This is a genomic window from Rhodobacter sp. TJ_12 (assembly GCF_020023995.1).
Taxonomy (GTDB): Bacteria; Pseudomonadota; Alphaproteobacteria; order Rhodobacterales; family Rhodobacteraceae; genus Rhodobacter.
Genome location: NZ_NRRD01000009.1, coordinates 49276 through 71049, shown reverse-complemented (window position 1 = coordinate 71049; position 21774 = coordinate 49276). Strand labels below are relative to the sequence as shown.

At 63.3% G+C, this 21774-nt stretch carries 19 protein-coding genes; 6 read left to right on the top strand and 13 right to left on the bottom strand.

Annotated features, from left to right (window positions below):
• Positions 1-13 precede the first annotated feature (13 nt).
• Entirely contained in the window at positions 14-1996 is a 1983-nt protein-coding gene (locus tag CKO11_RS08835) for a protein meaA (protein ID WP_223636670.1), read from the bottom strand.
• A gap of 228 nt (positions 1997-2224) precedes the next feature.
• On the opposite strand from CKO11_RS08835, the gene CKO11_RS08830 reads away from it, so the two are divergent.
• The 3 genes from CKO11_RS08830 to CKO11_RS08820 all read left to right on the top strand — a co-directional run bounded on the left by CKO11_RS08830 (position 2225) and on the right by CKO11_RS08820 (position 5423).
• Complete coding sequence (locus CKO11_RS08830) at positions 2225-2557, top strand: hypothetical protein (protein WP_223636667.1); 333 nt, start codon at positions 2225-2227, stop codon at positions 2555-2557.
• 177 nt (positions 2558-2734) lie between these two features.
• A complete protein-coding gene (gene ccrA / locus CKO11_RS08825; RefSeq protein WP_223636664.1) occupies positions 2735-4027 on the top strand; it encodes a crotonyl-CoA carboxylase/reductase in 1293 nt (430 codons plus the stop codon).
• Between the two features lie 157 nt (positions 4028-4184).
• Positions 4185-5423 (top strand): ROK family transcriptional regulator, encoded by a 1239-nt coding sequence (locus tag CKO11_RS08820; RefSeq protein WP_317851803.1) that lies wholly within the window; start codon positions 4185-4187, stop codon positions 5421-5423.
• Between the two features lie 6 nt (positions 5424-5429).
• Here CKO11_RS08820 and CKO11_RS08815 read toward each other — a convergent pair whose 3' ends face one another.
• The 6 genes from CKO11_RS08815 to CKO11_RS08790 all read right to left on the bottom strand — a co-directional run bounded on the left by CKO11_RS08815 (position 5430) and on the right by CKO11_RS08790 (position 10139).
• A complete protein-coding gene (locus tag CKO11_RS08815) occupies positions 5430-6116 on the bottom strand; it encodes a glycosyltransferase family 2 protein (RefSeq protein WP_223636661.1) in 687 nt (228 codons plus the stop codon).
• Complete coding sequence (locus CKO11_RS08810; RefSeq protein ID WP_411742004.1) at positions 6113-7237, bottom strand: ceramide glucosyltransferase; 1125 nt, start codon at positions 7235-7237, stop codon at positions 6113-6115. The genes CKO11_RS08815 and CKO11_RS08810 overlap by 4 nt, the downstream gene beginning before the upstream one ends.
• Positions 7237-8046, bottom strand: coding sequence for a UDP-2,3-diacylglucosamine diphosphatase (locus tag CKO11_RS08805; protein WP_223636655.1), 810 nt, complete (start codon positions 8044-8046; stop codon positions 7237-7239). The genes CKO11_RS08810 and CKO11_RS08805 overlap by 1 nt, the downstream gene beginning before the upstream one ends.
• Positions 8047-8228: 182 nt before the next feature.
• Positions 8229-8801 carry a biotin transporter BioY gene (locus tag CKO11_RS08800; protein ID WP_223636652.1) on the bottom strand — a complete coding sequence of 191 codons (573 nt, stop codon included), beginning with the start codon at positions 8799-8801 and terminating at the stop codon, positions 8229-8231.
• Positions 8791-9438 carry an energy-coupling factor transporter transmembrane component T family protein gene (locus CKO11_RS08795; protein ID WP_223636647.1) on the bottom strand — a complete coding sequence of 216 codons (648 nt, stop codon included), beginning with the start codon at positions 9436-9438 and terminating at the stop codon, positions 8791-8793. The genes CKO11_RS08800 and CKO11_RS08795 overlap by 11 nt, the downstream gene beginning before the upstream one ends.
• Entirely contained in the window at positions 9432-10139 is a 708-nt protein-coding gene (locus CKO11_RS08790; RefSeq protein ID WP_223636645.1) for an energy-coupling factor ABC transporter ATP-binding protein, read from the bottom strand. The genes CKO11_RS08795 and CKO11_RS08790 overlap by 7 nt, the downstream gene beginning before the upstream one ends.
• Before the next feature lie 141 nt (positions 10140-10280).
• On the opposite strand from CKO11_RS08790, the gene CKO11_RS08785 reads away from it, so the two are divergent.
• Positions 10281-11969: an ABC transporter ATP-binding protein/permease gene (locus CKO11_RS08785; protein ID WP_223636643.1), complete on the top strand. Its 1689-nt coding sequence runs from the start codon at positions 10281-10283 to the stop codon at positions 11967-11969.
• Entirely contained in the window at positions 11966-13630 is a 1665-nt protein-coding gene (cydC, locus tag CKO11_RS08780) for a thiol reductant ABC exporter subunit CydC (RefSeq protein ID WP_223636640.1), read from the top strand. The genes CKO11_RS08785 and cydC overlap by 4 nt, the downstream gene beginning before the upstream one ends.
• Before the next feature lie 6 nt (positions 13631-13636).
• Here the strand turns inward: cydC and CKO11_RS08775 are convergent, their stop codons facing one another.
• Positions 13637-15034, bottom strand: a complete 1398-nt coding sequence (locus CKO11_RS08775) for a cytochrome P450 (RefSeq protein ID WP_223636622.1) — start codon at positions 15032-15034, stop codon at positions 13637-13639.
• A gap of 176 nt (positions 15035-15210) precedes the next feature.
• Between CKO11_RS08775 and CKO11_RS08770 the strand changes: the two genes are divergently transcribed.
• On the top strand, positions 15211-15966 hold the full coding sequence (locus CKO11_RS08770) for a Crp/Fnr family transcriptional regulator (RefSeq protein ID WP_223636605.1): 756 nt from the start codon (positions 15211-15213) through the stop codon (positions 15964-15966).
• A 100-nt stretch (positions 15967-16066) separates the two neighbouring features.
• Here CKO11_RS08770 and CKO11_RS08765 read toward each other — a convergent pair whose 3' ends face one another.
• From CKO11_RS08765 to CKO11_RS08745, 5 genes are all read right to left on the bottom strand, one after another.
• The gene (locus CKO11_RS08765) at positions 16067-17545 is read right to left on the bottom strand and encodes a cytochrome P450 (RefSeq protein ID WP_223636602.1); all 1479 of its coding nucleotides are present in this window, start codon (positions 17543-17545) and stop codon (positions 16067-16069) included.
• A gap of 95 nt (positions 17546-17640) precedes the next feature.
• Complete coding sequence (gene msrA / locus CKO11_RS08760; RefSeq protein WP_223636599.1) at positions 17641-18312, bottom strand: peptide-methionine (S)-S-oxide reductase MsrA; 672 nt, start codon at positions 18310-18312, stop codon at positions 17641-17643.
• A gap of 11 nt (positions 18313-18323) precedes the next feature.
• Positions 18324-20201: a cytochrome c biogenesis protein DipZ gene (locus CKO11_RS08755; protein WP_223636596.1), complete on the bottom strand. Its 1878-nt coding sequence runs from the start codon at positions 20199-20201 to the stop codon at positions 18324-18326.
• Positions 20202-20204: 3 nt separating this feature from the next.
• On the bottom strand, positions 20205-20681 hold the full coding sequence (msrB, locus tag CKO11_RS08750) for a peptide-methionine (R)-S-oxide reductase MsrB (protein ID WP_223636592.1): 477 nt from the start codon (positions 20679-20681) through the stop codon (positions 20205-20207).
• Between the two features lie 100 nt (positions 20682-20781).
• Complete coding sequence (locus tag CKO11_RS08745; protein ID WP_223636589.1) at positions 20782-21762, bottom strand: NAD(P)H-binding protein; 981 nt, start codon at positions 21760-21762, stop codon at positions 20782-20784.
• Between the last annotated feature and the right edge of the window lie 12 nt (positions 21763-21774).

Genomic DNA, 21774 nt, shown 5'->3' with positions numbered 1-21774 from the left:
CCGCCGCCACCAGTTAAGCCGCCGCTTCGCTGGGGGTCGCCAGCGCGACGATATCCATCATGATCCGGTTCAACTCGAAATCCTTGGGTGTATAGATCCGCGCCACACCAAAACTTTTGAGCAGTTCGGCATCCTCATCGGGGATGATGCCGCCCACGACCACCGGCACGTCGCCCAACCCCGCCGCGCGCATCCGCTCCATCAGGTCTTTCATCAGCGGAATATGCGACCCCGAAAGGATCGAGAGCCCCACCACATGGGCCTCTTGTTCAAGCGCCTGCGCAACGATCTGTTCGGGCGTCAACCGAATGCCTTCATAGGTGATATCCATACCGCAATCGCGGGCGCGGAAGGCGATCTGTTCGGCGCCGTTGGAATGGCCGTCCAGCCCCGGCTTGCCCACCAAAAGCTTGAGCCGCCGCCCCAACCGGCTCGACACGGTATCGACCGCCGCGCGAATATCATCCAGCCCATCAAGCCGGTTCGAGGGCGAGCGCAAAACCCCGGTGGGGCCGCGATATTCGCCATGCACGGCGCGCATCACACCCGCCCATTCGCCTGTGGTGACCCCGGCCTTCGCCGCCGCGATGGAGGCCGGCATGATATTGCGCCCCGCGGCCGCATCGGCGCGCAGCGTTTCAAGCGCCGCTTTCACCGCCGCATCGTCGCGCGATGCGCGCCACGCCTGCAAACGGGCGATCTGATTTTCTTCAACCTCCGGGTCGACCGTCATAATGCCGCCATCGCTGCCCAAAAGCGGCGAGGGTTCCGCCTCGGTCCAGCGGTTCACGCCGACGATGGTGGTCGCACCGGTCTCGATGCCACCAATCCGGGCAGCGTGGGAATCTACCAGCCGCTCTTTCATATAGTCGATCGCGGCAATCGCCCCGCCCATCGAGTCGATCATCGCCAATTCTTGACGCGCGCCATCTTTCAGCGCCTCAACCTTGGCGGTGACCGCCGGGTTGCCATCAAACAGATCCCCGTATTCCAGCAAATCGGTTTCATAGGCCATGATCTGCTGCATGCGCAGCGACCATTGCTGATCCCACGGGCGCGGCAGGCCCAAAGCCTCGTTCCACGCGGGCAGTTGCACCGCACGGGCGCGGGCGTTTTTGGAAAGCGTCACCGCCAACATCTCGATCAAAATGCGGTAGACGTTGTTTTCGGGCTGTTGTTCGGTCAGGCCAAGGCTATTGACCTGCACGCCATAGCGGAACCGACGGTATTTCTCTTCCTCGATGCCATAGCGCTCGCGGCAGATTTCATCCCACAACTCGGTGAAGGCCCGCATCTTACACATCTCAGTCACGAACCGGATGCCCGCATTCACAAAGAAGGAAATCCGCCCGACCATGGCCGGGAAGCCCTCGGCCGGGACTTTGGTTTTCAGGTCATCCAGAACCGCAATCGCGGTCGCCAGAGCGAAGGCCAGTTCTTGTTCCGGCGTCGCGCCCGCTTCCTGCAAATGGTAAGAACAGACGTTCATCGGGTTCCATTTGGGCAGGTTTTCGCGGGTATAGGCGGCCACATCGGTGATCATCGCCAAGCTGGGCTTGGGCGGGCAAATATAGGTGCCGCGGCTAAGGTATTCCTTCACCAGATCGTTTTGCACCGTGCCTTGCAGCTTGGAGATGTCGGCGCCCTGTTCCTCGGCCACCGCAATATAAAGCGACAACAACCAAGGCGCGGGCGCGTTGATCGTCATCGACGTGTTCATCTGTTCAAGCGGGATCTGATCGAACAGCGTGCGCATGTCGCCCAGATGGCACACCGGCACGCCAACCTTGCCCACTTCGCCCCGGCTGAGCACGTGGTCGCTATCATACCCCGTCTGTGTCGGCAGATCGAAGGCGACCGACAGGCCCGTCTGCCCCTTGGCAAGGTTCATGCGGTAAAGCGCGTTGGATTTCTCGGCCGTGGAATGGCCAGCATAGGTGCGAAACAGCCAAGGCTTATCCTTGGTGGGCGATGCGGGTGTCGTCGTGTCGGTCATGGCGGCCTCCGGCGCAGGCGATTCTATGGTTCGCAAGATTGTTATTCATTTAAGCTGATAAGCGTAACAATGTGTCGCTGTCAATTCGCTGCGCTGCGGCGAGCTCCAAAAGCTGGAATTTCTTCGATTTCTTGGCCTGGATCACAGGCACCGTGGCCAGAACATGCCAGCTTGGCGAGGCGGCGGATGGCGTCGCGTCAGCATGGGCCACACCCAAAGGGGGAAAACATGGTGTCCAGACGTTTTGTGACAGTGGCTGCGGTTGCGGCAGTTCTAGCATCAGTCGCGGTCCCGGCCGCCGCCTTGGATCGTCGCGTGAAGATCGTGAATGTCACCGGCTATACGATGGTGCGGTTTTATGGGTCCAACACCGGATCTGACAGTTGGGAAGAAGACATTCTTGGTCGCGATGTGCTGCCGTCGGGCGACTCGGTGATCATCAATTTCGATGATGCCTCGGGCTATTGCAAATTCGACTTCAAGGCTGTGTTCGAAGACGGTGACGAGTTGGTCAAAGAAGGCGTGAATGTCTGCGAGATTGGCACCTTTACATATAGATAGACGCTCAAAGGCGGTCGTGCCCCGCCGGACGCGACCGCCTACCTCAAAAATGCTGCGCTTGCGCGGTCATAAAATTACAAAAACCTAACGTCAGGCATTGCATTGTTGCGCATGCGCGATTAACTCCTAGCGGACAGCGCCCCGATTCTGCGGCGCGGCGAAACCCAGGAGACGCTGATGGCCCTCGATCAGAACACCGGCATTGCGCCTTATGAAGCCCCCGAGAAAGATCTTTACGAGATCGGGGAAATGCCGCCGCTCGGCTATGTGCCCAAAAACATGTATGCATGGGCGATCCGCCGCGACCGCCACGGCGAGCCGGAGCAAAGCTTCCAGGTCGAAGTTGTCCCGACCTGGGAGATCGACAGCCATGAGGTGCTGGTTCTGGTGATGGCTGCGGGCGTGAACTACAACGGCATCTGGGCTGGACTTGGCGTGCCGGTAAGCCCGTTTGACGGCCACAAACAGCCCTATCACATCGCGGGCTCCGACGCTTCGGGGATCGTCTGGAAAGTCGGCGACAAGGTGAAGAACTGGAAAGTGGGCGACGAGGTCGTGATCCACTGCAACCAAGACGATGGCGACGACGAAGAATGCAACGGCGGTGACCCGATGTTCTCGCCCAGCCAGCGGATTTGGGGCTATGAAACGCATGACGGGTCGTTTTCGCAATTCACCCGCGTGCAAGCGCAGCAACTTCTGCGCCGTCCGCAGCATCTGACCTGGGAAGAAAGCGCCTGCTACACGCTGACGCTGGCCACCGCTTACCGGATGCTGTTCGGCCATGCGCCGCATGATCTGCAACCGGGCCAGAACGTGCTGGTCTGGGGCGCCTCGGGCGGCCTGGGCAGCTTTGCCATTCAGCTGATCAACGCGGCGGGCGCGAATGCAATCGGCGTGATTTCCGAAGAAGACAAGCGTCAGTTCGTGATGGATCTGGGCGCCAAGGGCGTGATCAACCGCAAAGACTTCAAATGCTGGGGGCAACTGCCCACGGTAAACAGCCCCGAGTACAAGGAATGGCTGGGCGAAGCGCGCAAATTCGGCAAGGCGATCTGGGAGATCACCGGCAAAGGCGTGAACGTCGATATGGTGTTTGAGCACCCCGGCGAAGCGACGTTCCCCGTTTCGACCCTTGTGGTGAAAAAGGGCGGCATGGTCGTGATCTGCGCGGGCACCTCTGGCTTCAACTGCACCTTTGACGTGCGCTACATGTGGATGCACCAAAAGCGTCTGCAAGGGTCGCACTTCGCGCATCTGAAGCAAGCGGCGGCGGCAAACAGGATGATGCTGGAACGTCGGATTGACCCCTGCATGTCCGAGGTTTTCCCGTGGGACGAAATCCCGCAAGCCCATACCAAAATGCTGCGCAACCAGCATAAGCCGGGCAATATGGCGGTGCTGGTGCAGGCGCCGAAAACCGGCCTGCGCACCTTTGAAGATGCGCTAGAGGCAGGCCCGGCGCGCTAAGCCCTTTTGATTGCGTCTTGACCCGCGCCCCGGCGCGGGTCTTTTGTTTGGCATACGGTTTGCGCCGGGCCACCTTATAAATCACCGTTATTTATTTATTTCTTGACCCTATCGCGACCGGGCGGCATTCTGCCCCGGAAGAACAGCGGAGGTCACAGTGCAAGGCTCGGTGAAGGACGAAACGGGGCGCGACACGCCAAGCCCGACACCGAAGATCGGCACCGATCACTCTGCCATGCGGGCGCGCAATGAACGGCTTGTGCTGTCACTCATTCGTCGGCACGGCGCGCTGGCAAAATCCGAAATTGCGCGCCTGACCGGGCTGTCCGCACAGACCGTTTCCGTGATCATGCGCGGGCTCGAAAGCGCGGGTCTGCTGAAACGGGAATCGCCCGTGCGCGGCAAAGTCGGCCAACCGACCGTGCCCATGTCGCTTGCACCAGAGGGGGCCTTGTTCCTAGGCCTTAAGGTTGGGCGGCGACGCACCGAAATGGTGTTGATCGATTTTTTGGGGCAGGTAATGGCCTCGACCGTGATGCGTCATGACTACCCCACGCCTGATGGCGTTTTGGCCTTTGCGCGCCAATCGGTGGCGGAATTGACCACGCCGCTTTCAGAAAAGCTCAAATACCGCATTCAGGGATTGGGGATCGGTCTGCCATTCCAGCTTTGGGACTGGGCCGAAAGCCTTGGCCTGCCCGCAGGCGCGATGGACGATTGGCGCCACCGCGAGATCGGCGCGGAGCTTGGCGCCGAAATGCCATGGCCGGTGCTGATGGAAAACGATGCCTCTGCCGCGTGCAATGCGGAACTCATTTTTGGCAACCGCGCACTGCCGCGCGATTTTGTTTATGCCTTCCTTGGCTTTTTTGTCGGCGGCGGGTTGGTTTTGGGTGGGTCGATGTTTGCTGGCCATAATGGCAATGCCGGTGCGCTGGCCTCGATGCCGGTGCCCGATGGGGCGGGCGGTGCGCGGCAATTGGTCGAGCTGGCCTCGCTTTGTGCCTTGGAACATGCGCTGATGGCGCGCGGGCGTGACGGCGCGTTTTTGTGGGAATCCGCCCCGGATTGGGATCTGGACGAAGAGATCGTCGCCCCGTGGCTTGCGCAGGCGGCGCGGGCCTTGGCGCATGTCGCGGCCTCGGCCGGGGCGCTGTGCGATTTGCAAGCCATGGTGATCGATGGCTGGCTGCCCGAGAGCTTGCGCAGCCGTTTGATTGCCGGGATCGAAGCGGAACTTGACAAGATCGCGCTGTCGGGCATGGCACGGCCTACCATTTTGGCGGGCACGGTTGGGCCGCTTGCCCGCGCCATGGGGGCAGCCAGCCTGCCGCTGTCGAACAAATTCCTTGTCGAGTTTGGCGGCTTGCCGGACGCGCCCGCGCGCGAGCCCTAAGGCAGATCAGTAAAGCGGCGGGGCGCGCAGCCCGATCATCGCCCAGATTTGCGCCATCGCCCGATGCAGCGGCACGGTGCGGAACATATCAGCCAGCATCTTCACATCGGCCTTGATCCCGGCCCAGCGGCCGCGTTTTGTCCCTTTCCAGGGGCTGGCAACCTTGGGCCATTCCACGACCCTAAGCCGCGCCCGCGCCGCGATCATGCGCCGGTTCAAATGCATCTCCAGCCCGAACCGGGGCAAGGCGCGCAGCGCCTCTGGCGCACCGATCAGCGCCTTGGGCAAAACCCGTTCGCCAGAGATATAATCAAGCCCGATCACGCGCCACAGCCATGGCGCATTGCCGCGCAACGAAATCGTGGCATCGGCGCAGCCTTCACGCACCGGGAAAATCAGCGCCGCCAAGGATTCCGGCGCAAGCCCCAAAAGATCGCTATCCAGCAGTAAGATCAAGTCATGCTCGGCCGCCGCCACCCCCTCGGCCACGGCCCAGCTTTTGCCCCGGTTCTGGCGCAGGCGGATCAGCCGGATGCCGGGCACCTGCGCGGCAATATCGGCGGTGCCATCGCGCGAACCATCATCGACCACGATCACCTCGTCAATCAGCGGGTGGCCGACGACGCTTTCCAGAACGGCGGCAATCCGAGGCGCTTCGTTATAAGCGGGAATGATACAGCTCAGCCCTCTCATGCCTTGGCCTCCGTCACGACACCCGGCGCCATCGCACTGCCGCGCCATTCAAACCCGCGGCTGCGCCAAGTTTGCAGCCACAGGGGCGCCAACAGCAGATCACGCAGCGCCATTGCCGCGATATCCGTTCGTTTCGAGGGCCATCCCGCAAAGCGCATCATCGCCAGTTCCGCCCCATACCACAGCCCAAGGAAGGGCACCGCGGCCCCAAGCGTGCCCCAGCCCAACGTGGGCACCAACGCAGCCAGCGGCACGAACGGGCCCAACAGGATTTCCAGCGCAAAAAGCGCCACGAACCCATCGCGCCGCACCCGCGCCCAGCGCAACTGCCTTGCCCAAACGGCGGCGAAATTGCGCGGCCCGATCGGCTGGGTGAAGGCCTGCCGGGTTAGCCGCACCTTAAGCCCCTGATCGCGCACCCGCTTGGTCGAGGCGACATCTTCGGCCAGATCGCGGCCAAGGCTGACCAGACCGCCCGCACGTTCAAGCACCTCATGGCGCCACATCAGGGTTTTGCCCTGCGCATAGCCCAGCCCAACACTATCGGCGGCCAATTGCCAACGCCCTTGAAACCCGTTCAGGAAGGCGCATTCCAGCGCCGCCGCCATCCCATCGCCGCGCACACCAATCGGTGGCGACGTGACAAGCCCGGTATCTGGGCGGAAAGCGGCCAGCAATTGTTCGATGTAATCTTCGGGCAAAAGCAGGTTGGAATCGGTCATTGCGACAAATTCCCCGCGCGCGGCCTGCCAGCCCTTTTCCAGATTGTTCAGCTTGGGGTTCGCGGTGATCCGATCTTCCCCCACCAGCAGCCGCGCATTGACACCGGGGTTTTCGGCGATCAACCGCGTCAAAAGCGCGACCGCCGGATCCTCGTCACGCGCCGCGCAGAAGATAATCTCCAAATTGGGATAGGTCAGCCGAAAGGTGGAGCCCAGCGTTTCTGCATCATGGGTATCAAGCCCGCAGACCGGGCGCAGTAGCGTCACCAAGGGCGGGGCTGCGGGCAGATGGCGCGGGGTCGGCGCGCGATAGCGCCAAGCGGTCAACGCCGCCGAGACCAAATGCAGCCCCAGCGCGATTGCAGCAAATCCAAGCAGCAGACCAGCAATCCAAACCATCATTGCGACACCTCGCCAACCCGCACGCCAGAGGCGGAAACCGACGCGGCGCTGGTTTGCGGCGCGGCTTGCCACTCCAGCAATTTCAAAGACCCGTCGAAGGTCTCGACCAACGCGGTGCGGCTATCGACCCAATCGCCGCAATTCGCATAGGTGATGCCTTCGGCCCGGCGCAGCGCCGCCTTGTGGAAGTGTCCGCAGATCACCCCATCATGGTCGCCCGCCCGCGCCAAGGTGGCGAGGCGTTTTTCAAAGCCGTTGCCCACCATCATCAACTGGTTCACCGCCCCAATCAGCAGTTCGAACAGGCCCCGTTCCATTGAGGGGCGCAGATGGCGCAGCCACGCATCCACGGCCCGCAAAGCGGCATCGGCGCGCGAGCCGATCCGGGTCATCAGGTGGAACCGGAAGATCCGCGCATCGCATTGATCGCCATGCAGCACGAGGTAGCGCGTACCATCGGCGGCCACATGGGTCAGGCTGTCGGCACATTCGAACCGGTCGATCCGCCCGCCGCCGCCTGCGCGCAAGGCCGCATCGTGGTTGCCGGGCAGATAAACCACCCGCGCCCCTTCCGCCTGCCGCCGGGTCAGGTCTTCCCAGATCGCATCTTGCGCCCGGCCCCAGTGCACCTTGCCCGGATGCCAGATGTCGAGGATATCCCCAACCAGATAGACGGTCTCGGCCTCTACAGTTTTCAGAAACTCTAAAATATCGTCCGCCCGGCAGCCACGAGCCCCAAGATGGAGATCGGACAGGAACAGGCTACGAAAGCGTCTGCGCGGTGGTTGAAACGATGTATCGAGCATGTGGCCCCCTGCTGATGGCACAGTTAGGCCATGAACGCCGGGGACAACGCTTCCATTGCAAAGATGCGAAACTTCCGTGACAGATCAGAAAGCGGCACGCCTCTTTAGCAGGAAAAAACAGCCACTCCTCCGTGGCTTGTGCGGCAATCGGCCGAAATGGCCAGATTGCCGCAGGTGCACATTTACGCGCGCGCAATCAGCGCCGAGGGGCGATAGCGTGCGATGGTGCGCGCGATCATACCCGCCAAAACCGCTTTGACGAGGTCACCGGGAATGAACGGCGCCATGATCAGGGTCGCGCTCCAAAGGCTCATCGGGGTGTCTTCCGGGCCAATTCCAGCATTTTTGAAAAGCCAAAAACCGACAATCCCCAGCGTATACAAGACGCCGATCCCGCCCAGCACCGCGCCAAGACCCGCAGCGACCGAAACCGGCAGGGCGCGGATACGCTCAACCACAAGGCCCGTTACGAAGGCCGCGGGCAGCCAGCCGATCAAGAAGCCCGCCGTCGGCCCGACAAAGATGCCCAAGCCACCGCGCCCGCCCGCCAGAACCGGCAGGCCCAGCGCCACCAGCCCCTGCACCAGCAACACCGCCAGCGCGCCGCGCCAGCTGCCCAGCACCGCACCGGCCAGCATCACGCCCAATGACTGCATGGTGATCGGCACACCGAAACCGAGCAGGATCGCGGGCACAAGGCCCAAGACGACGATCAGGGCGGAAAACAAAACAATCAGGGTTAGGTTACGTTCCATAGGGGTGTCTTTCCTCAGCAAGGGGGGCGGTTGGAACCGGCGCGATCCCGCCGCGTGCGCGCAGCGCCTCGGCCAGCCGGTCGGCATCGTCTAACAAAGAAAACGCCAAAGGCGCGATGATTTTTGTGCGGGCGCGGCGCGGCGAGCGCGCGCGCCAAGCATCGGTCATTTCGGCGTGACGGGCGCGCAATTCGGGAATGAAACGCAACACCAGCCCGACCGCCAATGCGGGCAACCGGGGCGACAGGCCCAACCGCGCGAGCGGCTGCGCCATCCGCTCAACCAGCGCGATGATCTCGGGCAGCGGCGTGGTCAGCGTGACGAAATTGGCCAATCCCATCATCGCCACGACCCGCAGCCCGAACACCGCGCCTTGGCGCAGCTCGCCCTGCCACAGATGCCACGCCACGATCACGGCAACGATCCACATCACCGGACGCAGGGCCCGCAGCGCGATCACACTCGCCTGCCAGCCAAGGCTTGCCACCAGCCCCGCAGCGAGGGCCACGCCCGCCCCCTGCCCGGTCACGGTGCCAAGCGGCATTAGCCCAAGCATCAAAATCGCCAAAACGGCGAATTTAAGGCTGGCGGGCAGCCGATGCGCCCAACTGCGTTGAGGCAGTGCAAGGCTCAGCATGCCATGCCCCGCGCCAGATCTTCCATCGCGGCGCGGTAGCGCGGCAGCACATCCTCGGGCGGGCCATCCGCCGCGACCTGCCCCGCCTCAAGCCAGATAATCCGGTCAAATCCGGTCACCCGCGCCGGGTCATGGGTAATAAGCACGACATTTTGATCCAGCGCCTTGATCCGCGCCTCGATCGCCAAAGCCGTGGGCATATCGAGGCTGGCAAAAGGCTCGTCAAACAAGATCCAGCGCGGTTCCATCGCCAAGACCGCCATCAGGCACAACAATTGGCGCTGCCCCTGCGACAGCGCATGGCTCAGCCGGTCGGCCCAATCCGCGCGCCCATGGTGTTCCAGCACCTGCCGCGCGCGCGCCTGCGCCGCCGCGCGCTTGAGTCCCTTTTGCTCCAGACCGAAGGCGATTTCCTCGATCACAGCCGGAAAAATGATTTGATGATCAGGGTTTTGGAACAAAATCCCGATCGTGTCCAAAGCCCCGGAGCGGTCTTTGAGCACATCCACACCTTCCACCGTGACGCGCCCCGATTGCGGCACTGCAAGGCCCGCCATCAACCGGATCAAAGAGGACTTGCCCGCACCATTGCGCCCCACGATCCCAATCCGCCGTTCGCGCAATTGCAGGTTGAGCCCGGCAAAAACCGCCGTGCCCTCGCGCGTCAGGTGGACGTTTTGGATATCGATTCCCTGTGTCATGGCGCCGCATTGCCCTGTGTTGCTGCCGCCGTCAACCGACGTGGTGGTGATTTCCGAACGACAGTGTTAAGGCAGAGACCGCAAGGGGCGCTTTGGCCCCCGCTGCACGGATGCGCGCAAGGATTTCGACTGACGCCTGCAATGAAGAAACGCGACAATTGCACCTCCTCCGCCAAGGCCGAACTGGCCCGACTCATTGCCCCGGTCTCAGGCCGCTTGCGTCTTGCAGGGCTGCTGGCCGCGGTGTCCGAATTGCTATGGGCCGCGCAAGCTGCGCTGGTGGCCTTGGCGATTGGGGGCATGCTGGCCCCCCCCGTGCTGCTGCCCATTTGGGAGGCCGCAGTGGGCTTTATGGCTCTGATGGCGTTGCGTGCCGCGCTGGATGCCGCCGCGCAATCTTTGGCCAGCCGGGGGGCGACACGGCTTGTCTCAACCGAACGGCAGGCGCTGATTTCCGCCGCCGCGCGGCTTGATGCCCGCGCCTCCGGGCTAACGCCTGCGGAATTGGCCTCGCTTTCGGGGGAAAAGCTCGCGCTTTTGGGCCCCTTTGCCGCGCGCTACACCCCGGCCGAAATGCGCTCGCGCATCGTGCCTTTGGCGCTGATCTTGATGACGCTGCCCTTTAGCTGGATCGCGGTGTTGATCTTTTTGATCGCGCTGCCGCTGATCCCAATCTTCATGGCGCTTGTCGGCATTGCCGCCCAAGAAGCCTCTGAAAAGCAGATGGCGCAGATGGGCACGCTGAACGGCGCGCTGGTGGACCGGATCGCCGCAGTCACGGATTTGCGGCTGATCGGGGCCGAAACGCGCGCGGGCAATGACCTTGGCACGGTATTTGAACGGCTGCGCGCGCGCACGATGAAGGTGCTGGCCGTGGCGTTCCTGTCCTCGACCGTGCTTGAACTTTTCTCCGCCCTTGGGGTCGCCTTGGTGGCGATTTATGTGGGCTTCAACCTTTTGGGGGAAATCCCCTGGGGATCGTGGGGCGCACCGCTTAGCCCCGAGGCCGGGATTTTCCTGTTGATGATCGCGCCGACCGTGTTCCAACCGATGCGCGATCTGTCGGCGGCGTGGCATGACCGCGCCTCCGCACTTGCCGTTGCGACCGATTTGGCGGCAGCCAAGGAAACGCTGGCACGCGAAGGCACGCTGTTGGGCTACGGCACGCCAGAGCCGCCCCCCGCCCCCGCCGCGCTGACATGGGACGGTCTTGCCCTGCGCCCCGCGCCCGGGGCCGCCCCCATCCGTTTCGCCGATGGCCAGATCGCGCCTGGTGAGGCGGTGGCACTTTCGGGGCCATCGGGCGCGGGCAAGACCACGCTTTTGGCCGCGTTGGCCGGGTTGATCCGACCTGATGAAGGCGTGATCCGCTGGGGCGAAACCCGGCTTGACGATGACAGCGCCGACAGCATCCGCGCCGGGATGGGCTGGCTACCGCAGGCGCCGCAGTTCATTGCTGCGCCACTGGCGGACGCCATCACCTTGGGCCGTGCGGGCGATCTGAACTCTGCGCTCAAAGCCGCGCAGGCCGAAGATATCGTGGCCGCCCTGCCCGAGGGGTTGCAAACCCCGCTCGGCGATATTGGCGGCGGCGTTTCAGGGGGCGAAGCCCGGCGGCTGATGCTGGCGCGCGCACATCACGCCCAAGCCATGCTGATCTTGGCCGATGAGCCCACCGCCGATCTGGATGCCGAGACGGCGCAGGCCGTTCTGGCGGGGTTGATGGCGCTGAAGGCAAAAGGCGCCGCGCTGTTGATCGCAAGCCATGATCCGGCAGTGATTGCCGCTTGTGACCGGGTCATCACGCTTGAAGCCGGGGGGCTGAAATGAAGTCGCTGCTTCTGGTCGCGCGCCTGATTTCTGAAAACGAACGCCAAGCTTTCTTGCGCGGGCTGATTTTGTCGATCGTCGTCTTGATCATGGGCGCCGCGCTGTTGGGCCTGTCGGGCTGGTTCGTCACCGCGGCCGCGGCGGCGGGCATTGGCGGGATCGGCATTGCCTTTGATTTCTTCCGGCCCTCTGCCGGGGTGCGGTTCTTGGCGCTCGGACGTGCCGCCGCGCGCTATGGCGAGCGGATGCTCAGCCATGATGCCACCTTGCGAGCCCTTGCCCGGCTGCGCGGCGCGGTCCATGCGGGCATCACCCGGCTGCCGCATGAGGTGCAGGCGCGCCTGCGCGGGGCCGAGGCGTTGAACCGGCTGACCGCCGACATCGATGCACTTGACGGGCTGATGCTGCGCCTTGTGCTGCCCTTTTTTGCGGCCTGTGCCACACAGGCGGTCGCCTTTGTCGCGCTTTGGTTGCTTGTCACACCTGCCACGGCGATCGCAGTGATGGCGATATACTCACTGGGCGGGATTTCCATCCTTGCGCTGACCGCGCTTCGCGCCCATGCGCCGGCCACGCTGGCAGAGGAAAGCTTGCAAAAGATTCGCGCAAAAAGCCTTGATCTGATGCGCAACCGCGCCGATCTGACCGTGGCGGGCGCGCTGGAGCGGCAAACCGATGGCGCGCTGGAGGCCGTGCGGGCCGAGGAAGCCGCGCGCCAACGGCTTGATGACATCGATCTGTGGTCTGGTGCCGCGCTTGCGCTGACGGCGGGGCTGGCGGCGACGGCGGCGCTTTATCTTGGTGGCACGGCCGCCGAAGCGGGCCGGATCACCCCAGCCGAAAGCGCGATCGGTTTCTTTGTTGCCTTGGCGCTGGCGGAAACGCTGACAACCTTGCGCCGGGGCTTGGCTGAATGGGGAAGGATGCAGGGCGCGGCGGTCCGGGTCTTGGCGCTGGTGGACACACCCGCGCGCCCGGCCCCGCAAAGTGCCCCCGCCCCGCGCAGCGGCGCCCCGGTGCTGGAAGCCAAAGCTTTGGTGCATCGGCGCCCGGGCGCGGAACGCGCCAGTTTCGGCCCGCTTTCTTTCACGCTGGCACCGGGTGAAACGCTTTTGGTCACCGGGCCTTCGGGCGCCGGAAAATCTACGCTGCTGTCCACACTGGCGGGGCTGATCGCGCCCAGTTCGGGCGAGATTTTGCTGGCCGGCGCGCCGCTGAAAGACTGGTCCGAGGCACGACTGCGCGAGCGGTTGACCTTGGTGCCGCAGCGCTCTGCGCTGATTGGTGGCACGATTGCCGAAAACCTTGCGCTCGCCCTGCCCGAGGAACGCGCACAAGACGAAGACCGAATGTGGCAGGCACTGGAGGCGGTGCATCTGGCAGGCGTATTGCGTGCCCGTGAAGGCCTGCAAACCCTGCTGGGCCCGCAAGGCGCGGGGCTTTCGGGCGGGCAAAGCAAACGGCTTGCCCTAGCACGGGCCGCCTTGCGCCGCCCGCAGGTGCTGATGCTGGATGAACCGACCGAAGGGCTGGATGCGGCCACCGCGCATGGCACGCTTTTGGGTCTGCGCCAGTTGCTGCCCGAAGCCGGGATCATCTTTGTCAGCCACCGCGCCCCCGATGCCGCACTGGCGGACCGGGTGCTGACGATTTCGGTCTGAGTCAGATCACGTCCGGGGCGTCAGCTTCAGCTTGATCCCGTGTTCCGAGCGCACGGTCAAATGCGCTACCGGCATCGGCACCTCGCCCGCGACGGGGTCAAATCGGAATGCGCGCAAGAACATCGACAAAAGTAACGGCCCCTCGGCCATGGCGAAAGCCGCACCGGGGCAAACGCGCGGGCCTTCGGAAAACGGCACGAAGGCATCGCGCAGCCCCGCCTTGCCGTTTTCGGTCTCCCACCGGCCCGGGTCAAAGGCATCGGGGTTATCCCAGATCCGCTCATGGCGATGCAGGTGCCACGGGCTAACGATGATCTGCGCGCCCTTGTTCACCTTGCGGCCCCGAAAATGCATCGGACAGGCCGCTTCGCGCACGAACATCGGCACCGGCGGGTAAAGCCGCATCGCCTCGCGGAACACCGCACGGGACAGTTTCAGCTTGCTCATCACCTGGAAGGGTGGCGCATCTTCCCCCAAAACCTCTTCGGCCTCGGCGGCGAGCTTTTCTTGCCAGTCGGGATGGGTGGCAAGCAGGTAAAGCGACCATGCCAAGGCAGCAGCCGAGGTTTCATGCCCCGCCAAGAAGAAGATTGCCACCTGATCGACCATTTCGCCAGTCTCGAACACCTTGCCGGTTTCCGGGTCGGGCGTGGTCATGATTTTCGTGGCCAAATCGTCAGGCGCGGTGCCTGCCGCAATTTCTGCGGCGCGCATTTCGGCCAGTTGCCCGATCAGTGCCCGGATCGCCTTGGCCGTTTCACGGGTCTTTTTCGAATGTATCGAGGGAAACCACTTCGGGAACGGCAAGATCGCGGCAAGGTTTGCCACCGGATGCGCGGCTTGGTGCGCCCGGAATCCGTCAAACGCGGCTTGGGCGATCTCATGTTCAATCGGCATCGAGAACATCGTGCGAAAGATCACATCCATCGCCACATGGCTCGTTTCGGCCTCGATCTCATGCGGGGTGCCATCCGCCACGCCGCTCAGCCGCTCCACCGCCGCGACGCCGCTGGCCCACATGGCCGTAAACACTTCGCGCAGCCGCCCGCCTTCAAAGGCCGGGTCGATGATGCGGCGCTGATGTTCCCACATATCCCCATTGGTGATGAAGACGCTATCGCGCAACAGCGGCTTCAGCCCCATGCGGATACGTTCAGATTTCGGAAAATCGCGGGCAGAGCCGCGCAGGACGCGATGCACCAAATCGGGCTCATTGCACAGAAAGGAGCGAAAGAACGGCGTACGCATTTCCGCCATCCAAGCCCGATACAGATGCGCGGGCTGCGCCGACAAAATATCGCGCTGAAAAAGCTTGAGATATTGGCGCAGCGACACCTTGCCCTGGCGCGCTGCCGGCTTGGGCGGCAGCACCGGTTGCGGAGCGCTGGCGGGTTCGTCGGTCATCTCTCGCTCCGTATCTTGGTCGCAATCGTGTCGGTATCGGGGGGCGATTTTGCCCTGTCAGTGACAGGCCTCACATCTGACAAGCCCAGTTTTCCGGGTGATACCATGGGTCGCACTCGCGCGCATCTGCCGATGGCGCTATGAACATTCATGTGGTTGCCGAAAGGTCCGCGGGCATGACCGACACGTTCGAGCCGCCCCATCATCCCTGTGGGCGGTGTATCTTTTATGAAAAGAGCCTCTGGCATCCGGTCGGGCTCGGGTCGGTATCGCAGCTGGCCAACGGCTTTTCGCGGCGCGAAGTGGCGCAAGGCGAAGTGCTGTTTGAGCAAGGTGCCCCGAACCGCGGTGTCTTTTGCGTTTCCAAGGGCCTGTTTGCGCTGCGCAGCCATAACGCCGACGGATCCTCGACCCTGATGCGGCTGGCCTATCCCGGCGAGATCATCGGCTTTCGCTCGTTCCTCAGCCAAGGGGAACATCAAACCGAAGCGCGCGCCCTGATGCCCGCGCGGGTCTGCACCGTCGCGCGGATAAGCGCCGAAAAATTGATCCGCAACCACCCGGCGATCTTGGAGCGGCTGATGGTGCGCGCGGTGGCCGAGATTGACCGATCCCATACCCGGATCATCGCGGCGGCGACCACCTCCAACAAGGACCGGCTTGCCAAACTGCTGTCTTGGCTGATGGCAAGGCATGGCGCCCCCGAGGGCGATGGCCTGCATATGCACCTGCCCATGACACGGTCGGATCTTGCCGATCTGATCGGGGTGCAACGCGAGACCATGTCGCGCCTGATCAAGCGGCTTGAAGAAGACGGAACCTACCGCTTCTCCGGGCGCGAGGTCTGGATCCGCAGCATGGGCGAGGATATGCCCCCGCCGAGCGCAGCCGAACAAAACGAGTTGCGGCTCTTGGTGCAGCGCCTGCGCTGATCGCAAAAGATTTCCCTGTAAAGCCAACAAGCATCAGGGCGCCATCGGAGCCCCGATCGGCGCTTGGCATTCTCAGTTTCCTAAAACTGCGCCGCCTGCTTTAGGCCGGTTCGCTTTGCTTGTTTTCCGCCTTGGCCTTGGCATTTTGCGCAGGGACGGCGCGCGGGGTCAGGCCAAGCCAGATCCCATCCTTGCCACGCACGGTCAACTGCGCCACCGGCATCGGCTCGCGCCCCTCGATCATATGCACTTTGTAATTGCGCAAGATCATCGCCAGCAAAAGCGGCCCCTCGGCCATCGCAAACCCGGCACCGGGGCACACACGCGGCCCCGCCGAAAACGGGATATAGGACAGACGCGAGCTTTCGCGCCCCTCGGGCGTGTCCCAACGGGTCGGGTCGAAATCGTCGGGGTTCTTCCAAATTCGTTCGTGGCGGTGCAAGTGCCACGGGCTGACCACGACAAGCGAACCTTTATCGACCTTGCGCCCCCGGAATTCCTCTTCTTGCACGGTTTCGCGCAAATACATCGGCACCGGCGGGTAAAGCCGCATAGATTCGCGGAACACCGCCCGGCACAGCTTCAGCCGCGACACCGAAGAGGCATAGATTGTCTCGGGGTCGATCACCTCCTGCGCCTCGGCGGCAAGCTTGTCTTGCCACTCAGGATAAAGTGCCATCAGGTAAAGCGACCACGCCAGCGCCGCCGCGCCGGTTTCATGCCCCGCCAACAGGAAGATGCCGACCTGATCGACCATTTCCTCGGGCGTGAAGCATTTGCCGTCTTCCGGATCGGGCGTCGTCATGATCCGCGTGGCCAAATCATCGGGCGCGGTGCCCGCGGCGATTTCCGCCGCGCGCGCCTCGACAAGGCTGGTGATAAAGCCGCGAATTTGCTTGGCGGTTTTCGTGGTCGCACCAAAGCGCAGCTTCGGCAGCCAACGCGGCAGGTTAAACAGCGTGCCCGTGTTCACCATCGGGCGCGAGGCTTGGTGCGCGCGAAACGCATCAAAGACCGCATTCGCCGTGGCATGTTCCACCGGGATCGAAAACAGCGTGCGAAAGATCACATCCAGCGCGACATGGCTGGCCTGCCCTTCCACATCCACGGGGCGGCCATCGGCCAGCGGGCGCATCCGCTCCACACAAGATGCGGCGGCATCCCACATCGCGGGCAGCACTTCCTTGGTGCGCCCACCATCAAATGCGGGGTCGATGATCCGGCGCTGGCGTTCCCATTCCGGGCCATTGGTGATGAAGATCGAATGGCCCAAAAGCGGCGTCAGCCCCTCGAACAGCCGCAAAGATTTCGGGAAATCATCGGGCCGCCGGGTCAGCACAAGGTCGACCAGATCGGGATCATTGCACAGATAGGAGTTGAAAAAGGGCGAACGGAATTCGGCCATCCAGGCATGGAAAAGCCGCTTGGGCTGCACCGCCAGAATATCTTGCCGCACCAGCCGGAAGAAGTCGCGCACACCTACTTTTTCGGGGCGCGGCGGCGGCTTGACCGGACGGCGATGCGCAAAGGGGCATTGGGCGGCCGTCTCGGAGGCAGCGGTCTTGGGTGCGGATTCCATCGGCCCTCTCGTCTTGTCTGTCGCGCCCTTACTCGCACGAACCATCCTGAACGAGGTTGACCATAGTCAAACCCGGACCGCAAATCCGATGGCGTTCAATGCGTCAGCGGCAACAAAACCGGCTCTGCGCGAAAGCTATCGGGAAACAGGGCGCGCAACGCCTCGATCTTGGGCAGATCCTCTTGCACGATGTAAGGATGCGTCGGGTTTCGGCTCATGAAGTTCTGATGATAGGCCTCTGCCGGGTAAAACGGCTGCGCACCTTCCAGCTTGGTCACGATGGCCGCGTCATAGACCCGCGCACGGTTAAGCTCGCCGATATAGGCCTTGGCCAGTTTTTCCTGATCCGTGGTCAGCGGAAACAGGGCAGAGCGATATTGCGTGCCCCGGTCCGGCCCTTGGCGGTTCAGTTGTGTCGGATCATGCGCGACCGAGAAAAACACCTGCAACAGGTCCCCATAGCTGACCTGTGCCGGATCATAGACGACCTGCACCGCCTCGGCATGGGCGGTCTGTCCGCGGCTGACCTGTCTGTAATCGGCGGTGCGCGCCGCGCCCCCCGCATAGCCCGAGGTGGCGGAAATCACCCCCTTGGTGTGCTGAAACACGCCCTGCACCCCCCAAAAGCAGCCCCCCGCGAAAATCGCTGTTTGCGGCCCCGTCTCGGGGATGCTGGCGGTCGGCGCGGGGATTTTGATGCCCTCATTCGCCAGCGCGGGCTGGCCCAGCGACAAGATCAGAGCAAGGGCAAGGATCGAGCTTTTCATCACGGGCTCCATTATCCGAAGGTGAAGGCAAAGGCTTCGACGCCGGGATGGTCAAAGCGGATTTCAAACAGATGCTCGCCCACCGCCCCCTTGGCGCGGTAAAGCTGATAGAGCCGGTCGGTCGTGACCGTGCCGCGCCCCTCGGCATCGACATCCAGTCCTGCATCCGGCCCGGGGGGTTGGCCGTCGATCGTCACGGTGAAGGGCACGGGCTTTGCTGCCACCCCGGGGGAAAGAACCAGATGCACATCGCGCGCATGGAAGCGAAAGTTGATCGCCCCTTGGGCGCTGACAAGCCGCGCCGCCTCTTCGCCCACGGTCCAACGTCCCCCAAGGCTCCATTCATTCAACCGCAGATCGGTGGCGGCGGTGTAGTCATGCGCCACCTCTGCCACCAAACCTTCGGCGTTGAAGTTATTGGCCGCACGGGCATGGCCCAGATAGGTTTCAGGCGACAGCACGTCGGCCATATCTGCCGGTGCGGAAACGCCGCGGCCCGTCACCTCGGCAGGCGGCAGCGCGACCTTGCTAAGCCCAGCTTCCGCCAGAAGCTGTTGGATCACCTGTTCTGACTCTGCATACCCCCCTTCGCCGAAATGGTGATGGCGAATACGCCCCTCGACATCGATGAAGTAATGCGCGGGCCAAAAGCGGTTTTGGAAGGCGCGCCAGATCGCATAGTCATTATCCAGCGCGACGGGATAAGCGATCCCTAGATCCTTGACCGCTCGGGCGACATTGCGCGGATTTTTCTCAAACGCGAATTCGGGGGCATGCACGCCAACCACCACAAGCCCCTGCGGTCCATAGGTTTCGGCCCAGGCTTTGACATAGGGGATCGCGCGCAGGCAGTTGATGCAGGAATAGGTCCAAAAATCGATCAGTACGACCTTGCCGCGCAAATCTTCGGTGCTGAGCGGTTCCGAATTCATCCATTGAACCGCGCCCGCAAGCGGCGGCATCTGCCCCTCAATCGGCAAGGTCGCGGCGCCCGTGCCCACCATCGCCGGATCGGCGGCCATCATCATGGCGGGCCCGCCCGTCATCGCAGGTCCAGTCATCGCGGGGCCCGTCATGGCCGGACCGCCCGTCATTGCGGGGTCCGCCGCCATCATGGCCGGGCCGCCCGCCATCGCCGGGCCTGCGTCGGGCATCACGACCGAAGCGGCGTCCTGCGCCCCCAGTTGTTCGATCAAACCGGCCTCCAGCCGGTTGGTCGAGGCGATCGAGAGGTTGGTCAACACACCCCGATCAAGCCCAAGCGCAATTGCCGCAACGCCCGCCAGGACCGCAACGCCCAGCGCGCGGCGCAGCCCTTCGCCAACCCCAAGACCCCGTTTCAGAAAGGCAAAGACCTTGCCCCCGGCAAAGGCCGCAACCCCCAGCGCGGTCGCCGCCCCAAGCGCATAGGCCAATAGCAGCGCCGAGGTGCCAAGGCTTGCCCCATTCAGTGCCGCGCCGGTCAGGATCAGCCCCAAAATCGGCCCGGCGCAGGGCGCCCACAAAAGCCCGGTCGCCCCCCCCAAAAGCGCCGAACCGACGACCGAGGGCTGCGCATCGGCCTGCGTCGACAGCCGATTGCCCAGCGCCACAACGGGGCGCGACAGCCGATCTGCCAGCCCCGGAAGAAGCAGCATCAGCCCAAAAGCCGCCAGCAAGGCCAGCGCGATCCAGCGCCCCCATTGGTTCGCCGCGATTGCCCAGCCCCCGCCCACAGCCGCCAATGTCGCGACCGCCGCAAAAGCCAGCGCCATCCCCACCAGCATCGGAGCGGGACCGCGCCAGAAAGACAAACCCGCACGGGCAAAAACAAAGGGCAAAACCGGCAAGATACAGGGGCTGAGGATGGTCAGCACCCCGCCTAGATAAGCAAGCAAGGCCAGCGTCATGGCTTAGACCTCGACCGGTTGAAAGGTCATCGCGACCCCATTCATGCAATAGCGCAGCCCCGTCGGCGGCGGGCCGTCGTTGAACACATGCCCCAGATGGCCGCCGCAGCGCGCGCAATGCACTTCGGTCCGGGTCATGCCAAGGCTGCGATCCACCTTTTCGCCCACAGCCGTTTCCGAAATCGGCTGCCAAAAGCTGGGCCAACCGGTCCCGCTTTCGTATTTCGTGTCAGAGGAAAAGAGTTCCTGTTCACAGCCCGCACAGGCAAAGACGCCCTTGCGATGTTCTTTCAATAGCGGGCTGGTGAACGGGTATTCGGTGCCATGTTTGCGCAAGATCGCATATTGATCCGGCGTCAGACGGTCTTTCCATTCCGCGTCGCTGTAGCTGACGGGAAAGCTGCCTTCTGCCGTTGCGCCGCGCGCGCCGCCAAACAGCGCGGCAAGGCAGGACGTGATCAGGAATTGACGCCGTTGCATGGGTTCCTCCACTCATCGCCGCCCCAAGGGAGGGGCGGTTGTGCGAAGGTAGCACGGCGCGACAAGCTGTCACGTCACTTCGGCGCACCAAAGCGTGAGGTTAAAAGATCGCGTGATCGCCGCGATCATCGCCCACTTCGCCCCGCAGCATGGCGGCGAAGTGGTCCTCCAGCCGGTCGGTGCCGTATTCGGGCGTCGCATCGGCATCGTAGCGGCGTGTTTCGGGGTTCCACAGCAACATGCTTTCAGAGGCGTAATAGCGCCCGATCTTGGCAAGCTCGGCCTTGGCTTTGAATTTTGGCGCGATCTTCCCCAACCCCCACAAAAGCCCGACGATGCCATCCATCAGCGCAAAGGGCACATGCTTGATCTTGACGGGCTGGCCGGTCAACCGTTCCAGCATCGCCGCCTGATCAAGGGGCGTGATCGCCGGGCCCGGGCCGCCGATGGGCAGGATCTTGCGGTCCTTTTCGGGGTCGGTCAGGCAAGACGCGATAAACCGGCCCAGATCGGCATCGGAAATCGGCTTGCACGCCGTGCGCTTGCCATCGCCGAACACCAAAAACGGCTTGCCCGCCTGCACCCGCGGCACTTGCCCCGACAGCGATTTGAAAAAGGCGGTGGGCCGCACGATGGACCAATGCAGCGGCGAGGCACGCAATTGCGATTCAAAGGCGATCTTGGCCTTTTGAAACTCCAGATACGGTTTTTGCACGCAAATGGCCGATAACAAAACGAACCGCTGCACCCGTGTTTCAAGCGCCGCTTCCAGCGCCAGCGAATGCGCCCGGTGATCGATGTTCCATGCATCTTCGGGCGCGCCCGTACGGCTGGCAAGGCAGGAGACGATGGCCGCATGGGGTTGCGCGGCAAGCAGGTTCTCGACCGTGCCGGGTGCGGTCACATCGCCCTCAACCAGCGTGCAGCCAGGCAAAAGCGCCGGATCGGTGCCCGGGCGCACCAGCGCCGTCACCCCATGCCCCGCCGCCAACAGGGCCTGCGCCGTGGCGCGGCCGATGGTGCCGGTGCCCCCCAGAAGCAAGGTTCGATAACGCATCGGGGTAAGGGGCTGAGGGGTCATGGTCTGGTCCTT